This window comes from Helicobacter didelphidarum, from assembly GCF_003364195.1.
Classification (GTDB): Bacteria; Campylobacterota; Campylobacteria; order Campylobacterales; family Helicobacteraceae; genus Helicobacter_A; species Helicobacter_A didelphidarum.
In genome coordinates this window covers 1-4,554 of sequence record NZ_NXLQ01000056.1, presented here as the reverse complement: position 1 = coordinate 4,554, position 4,554 = coordinate 1, and the positions used below count along the sequence as shown (strand labels likewise).

The 4,554-nt window shown below is 30.6% G+C and carries 6 protein-coding genes; all 6 read left to right on the top strand.

The window, feature by feature from the left end; translation table 11 throughout:
• Nucleotides 1-111: 111 nt before the first annotated feature.
• Complete coding sequence (locus CQA53_RS10220; protein ID WP_245945883.1) at nt 112-441, top strand: hypothetical protein; 330 nt, start codon at nt 112-114, stop codon at nt 439-441.
• The gene (locus CQA53_RS10215) at nt 434-1,108 is read left to right on the top strand and encodes a hypothetical protein (RefSeq protein ID WP_115543869.1); all 675 of its coding nucleotides are present in this window, start codon (nt 434-436) and stop codon (nt 1,106-1,108) included. The genes CQA53_RS10220 and CQA53_RS10215 overlap by 8 nt, the downstream gene beginning before the upstream one ends.
• Before the next feature lie 93 nt (nt 1,109-1,201).
• Nucleotides 1,202-1,948, top strand: coding sequence for a hypothetical protein (locus tag CQA53_RS10210; RefSeq protein WP_115543868.1), 747 nt, complete (start codon nt 1,202-1,204; stop codon nt 1,946-1,948).
• Entirely contained in the window at nt 1,941-3,062 is a 1,122-nt protein-coding gene (locus tag CQA53_RS10205; protein ID WP_115543867.1) for a hypothetical protein, read from the top strand. The genes CQA53_RS10210 and CQA53_RS10205 overlap by 8 nt, the downstream gene beginning before the upstream one ends.
• On the top strand, nt 3,063-3,731 hold the full coding sequence (locus CQA53_RS10200; protein ID WP_115543866.1) for a hypothetical protein: 669 nt from the start codon (nt 3,063-3,065) through the stop codon (nt 3,729-3,731).
• Nucleotides 3,721-4,554 (top strand): hypothetical protein (locus tag CQA53_RS10195; RefSeq protein ID WP_220272086.1); only part of this gene is annotated, 834 nt, incomplete at its 3' end. The genes CQA53_RS10200 and CQA53_RS10195, both read left to right, overlap by 11 nt.

Here is a 4,554-nt window from a genome sequence, read left to right as displayed (position 1 = left end):
ATAGTAGTGAGTATGTAGGTGGGGATAAAGAGACTACTATACAAGGCAATACAATAGAATCTATTCATGGAGAGAGTATAGAGAATGTGAGAGGAGAATAAGGTAGAGGTGGTGGAGGGAGAATCGCAGATTCATATCAATAAAGATTTTATGTTTAATACTCAATCTCAAGCAAATATTAATGCAGACAAAGGCTTATATGCTCGCTCGCACACCCTTGCATTTCAAGCTGAAAATATCACAAGCATAGAAACAGATTCACTTCATATCAATGCAGAATCTGATATTATTTCCACTGCAGAGAATAGTATCAACCTCCAAATAGGTGATACCACTATAACCGCTACAAGTGATAAGATAATCTTTAAAGCTGGAGGAGTAGAAGCAATATTAGATGCTAATGGACTTGTAGTCAAAGGTGGAGAGGTGAAGAGTGAGTGAGATAATAAAAGATAATGATAGAGAATCTCAAAGGGACAAAGCAAATGCAGATTCAACAAAGCTAGATTCTGATGATGATAAGATTATTTGGGAGTTGAGAAAAAAGAAAGGTATAAGTTTTTTAAAAATATGGTTTTATATCTCTCGAATTGTGTTTATAATATTTTATATCTATGTATTATTTAAATACGCTTCTTTTCGTTGGGGTATGATAATGGTAATATTATTTCTTTCTCTTGTAATATCTTTACTTTTAAGAGGTATATTTGTATCGATAAATTTTAAAAGAATATATATTACAAAAGACAAACTTATTATTGAGAGAAATAGAGGAGATGATATTGTATTGACTTTAGGGACTTTTTGCACATATGAAAGTAATGATAATTTACAAGATGCACTTTTTGTGAATGATACAATAGTTTTTTTAGATTTTAATGGAATGATTAAATATGATATTTTTCAACACGAATTTGAAGATAATGTTTTAAAAGAATTTCAAGTAATTATCAAGCAACACTATACAAAATATTTATTAAACTTAGCACAAGAAAATTATTTAGAGCTTAAGAAAAAAATATATCTTATAGTCATTCCTTTTAACGAAATAGATAAACTTAGGGAGGAAAGAGATGTCAAATCAAACTTGCAAGATAAAGCAATGTGATACTGCGATATACAAAAGTTTATGTATTTGCTCTCCTGCATTTGAGAGGATTCCTATAGAAGAGAATTAGGATTTATAAACAAAGAGTAATGAATGAATGAAAATAAACAAGAGTTAGAATCTAAAGATATAAAATCTAGCACTAATCCCAAAGAAACAAAGCAAGATTCTAACAATACAGAATCTATCAATCAAGATTCCAAAAAACTAGATTCTAATGATGATGAGATAGTTTGGGAATTACGATATAAAAATGATACATTCTTGATTAAAATATGGATATTACTTTTGTGGGGATATAGGATTTTTGTATTATGTGGATTTATTTGGATTGCATATATAATTATTGATAAATTAAATAATATCTTTGGCAAAAGTGCTTTAAATGTATTGCTATCTGGTATTATAATTTGTTTAATTTTATTTGCTACGATAGGATATTTTATCTCAATACTTCGCACACTAAATACAAAGCGTATCTATGCAATAAAAAAGAAATTAATTATTGAACGATTTTTAGGTAAAAATATAACTTTTGAATTAGAAAGTTGCTATTTTTGCGATTTTTCAAACGCACTCATTTCAATATATGCGGATAGCACAACAATTTCTAAAATTGGTGAGGAATTATACAATGCTTATTCATATTTAGACCCGCTTAGAAGCAATAATATTCAGGAATTATATGCACTAACAAAATTTATGATGGAAAACTATCTTAGTAAAATCAATGAAACGAGCTATCAATCTTTTAAATCTCGACATCATAAGATTAACCCAAAGCTTGAAATAGATTTTGATAAAATAGATTCTTTAAGAAAAGAGGCAAAAAATGACTGATGAAGAGAATATTTATAGAGGCTTACGCATAGAATCTGATGATTTTACATATAAGCAACAATCACAAGAAAAAGATTTTGGTATAGTTGGCGAAGTAGCCTCTGGTGCTCTTGGGGCTGGTGGGGCATACGCTGAAGAAAAGATTAAGGTTATTTTTGATGAAAATGATAATAAAGGAAGATTTGTTGCCTCAAAAATAGTTAAGGTTAATATTGGAATTCTTGATATTCTTTATAAAAAGTTAGAACAAAAATCTAATGAAAAAATAGCTAAAGAACTTGTTGTAGAAGGAATATCCGGATATATTGCTACTAAAAGCATAGAAACAGGATTTGCAATAAGAGCTGCCGCAAAAGAAACAGGCAAAAGAGTTAGCATAAGAGCTGGGTTAGGTATAGCAGCTAGAGTTTTTACAGGTATAGGTGCAGGAGCACTTGCAGGCTCTGGAATGCCAATTATAGGCACTATCGCTGGTGCAGTAATTGGTGGAATCATAGCTACTCGTATAGAAGATATGATATTTGAAGATGAGAAAAATGAGCAAGAAAAAATTAAACAATTTAATGAAGAAGTGCGACAAAGGAAGCTAAAAATTGCTAGAGTTGCTGATTATCTCCTTAGAAACAAATACATAGAACTTAGAATCTTAGATGATATAGAATCTGAAACACTTTGTAAAGAAGCAAGTAATCTTAAGAGTAGCTATTTTAAAACAATCCTTTTAATGCAAAGTTTTCCTAACTATCTTGATAGAGATAAAGCCTTTTATGATACTTTGCAACAAAAAGAGTTAGATACAAGTAAAGATTCTAAAGAGAGAATATCTAAAGAAACAGATAAGGCACAATCTAAAGAACCTAAAATCACTCCCATAGCCAATGCTATCCCTCTCACCATAGAGATAGAGAAATGCTATGATGGTGCAAGTGGGAATCTCTTAAAAAATACAACAATCTATCTTTATAATCATAGATTTAAGCGAGTAGTGGCAAAAGGACAAAGTGATGAGAGAGGAAAGCTTATAGTGCATAATGTCTATGTGGGACAAGAAAATACTATCGATAAGGTAAGCTTTGTAGTAGATAGAGAAAATTTTGATGAGAGGGTAGCGTAAATGAGTGAGAAACAATTAAATAATATAGAATCTAAAAAATTAGATTCTAATGATGATGAGATTATTTGGGAGTTGCAGTATAAAAAGACGCCACTACTCACATTATGGATTATCGTTTTATGGAGTTTTAGAGTTGTTGTGTTATGCGGATTTATTTGGATTTTTTATATAGTGATTAAAAAGTTATATCAATCTTTTGATAAAGGGATTTGGGATATAGTATTATTTGGCATCATAAGTCTTATGTTTATGGCTGTTGCATTTGGCTATGGCATCTCAATCATTCGCACACTCAATACAAAACGCATTTATGCCACAAGCACGAATCTTGTTATAGAGCGATTTATCGGCAAGGATATAAAATTTGAAATGGGGAGTTTTTATTTTTGTGATTTTTCACACACATTTACTGCCATTTACGCTGATAGCACGACTATATCTAAATTTGGAGAGGAAGTTTATAGCGCATATTCATTTTTAGACCCACTTAGAAGCAACAATATCCAAGAGTTGTATGCAATGATAAAGCCCCAAACACAAGAATATTTAAGTAAGATTGATTTAGGAAACTACGATTTTTTTAAGAGCCGACATAGTAAAATCTCACCACGATTTGATTTGGACTTTGAGAAAATCGATGAACTAAGGAAATTACACAATGCCAAATGAAAAAAGTATATATTCTAGTTTACAAGTAGTATTAGATTCTGATAATTTACAATTAAAACAGCAATCTCAAGAAAAAGACTTTGAGACACAAGGACAAGTATTTTCAAATTCTGTTGGTATTGTTGATGCCTATAGTCAAGAAAAAATTAAAGTTTTATTTGATGTGAATGATAAATTAGGTAAGCAAGTCGGTTCTCGACTTATTCAAGTTAATTTTGGAATCTTTAATGTCCTTTATAAAAAACTAGAGCAAAAATCTAATGAGAAAATAGTAAAAGAACTTTTAATAGAGGGAGCAACAGGATATGCTGTTACCAAGAGCATAGCAACGGGTTTTGAAATAAAACAAGTAGCAAAAAAGACAGGTAAAAAAGTAGGTATAAGGGCGGGAATTGGTATAGCAGCTAGAGTTTTTACAGGAATTGGAACAGGAGCTATTGCTGGTTCTGAAGTCCCTATCGCTGGAACTATTGTGGGTGCAGTAGTTGGAGGAATAATCGCTGCTCAAATAGAAGATAAACTATTTGAAGATGAGAAAAAAGAGCAAGAAAAAATCAGGCAACTTAATGAAGAAATAAAAAAGATATATTTAAAAATCAATCGCATTAATGACTATCTTATAAGAAATCATTATTTAGAACTACGAAATCTAAATGAAACTGAAGTTGAGGAATTATTTCAATCTGCTTCAAACCCCAGAGAATCCTACTTTAAAACAATCCTCTTAATGCAAAGTTTTCCTAACTATCTTGATAGAGATAAAGAGTTTTATGATACTTTGCAACAAAAAGAGTTAGATACAAGTAAAGATTCTAAAGAGAGA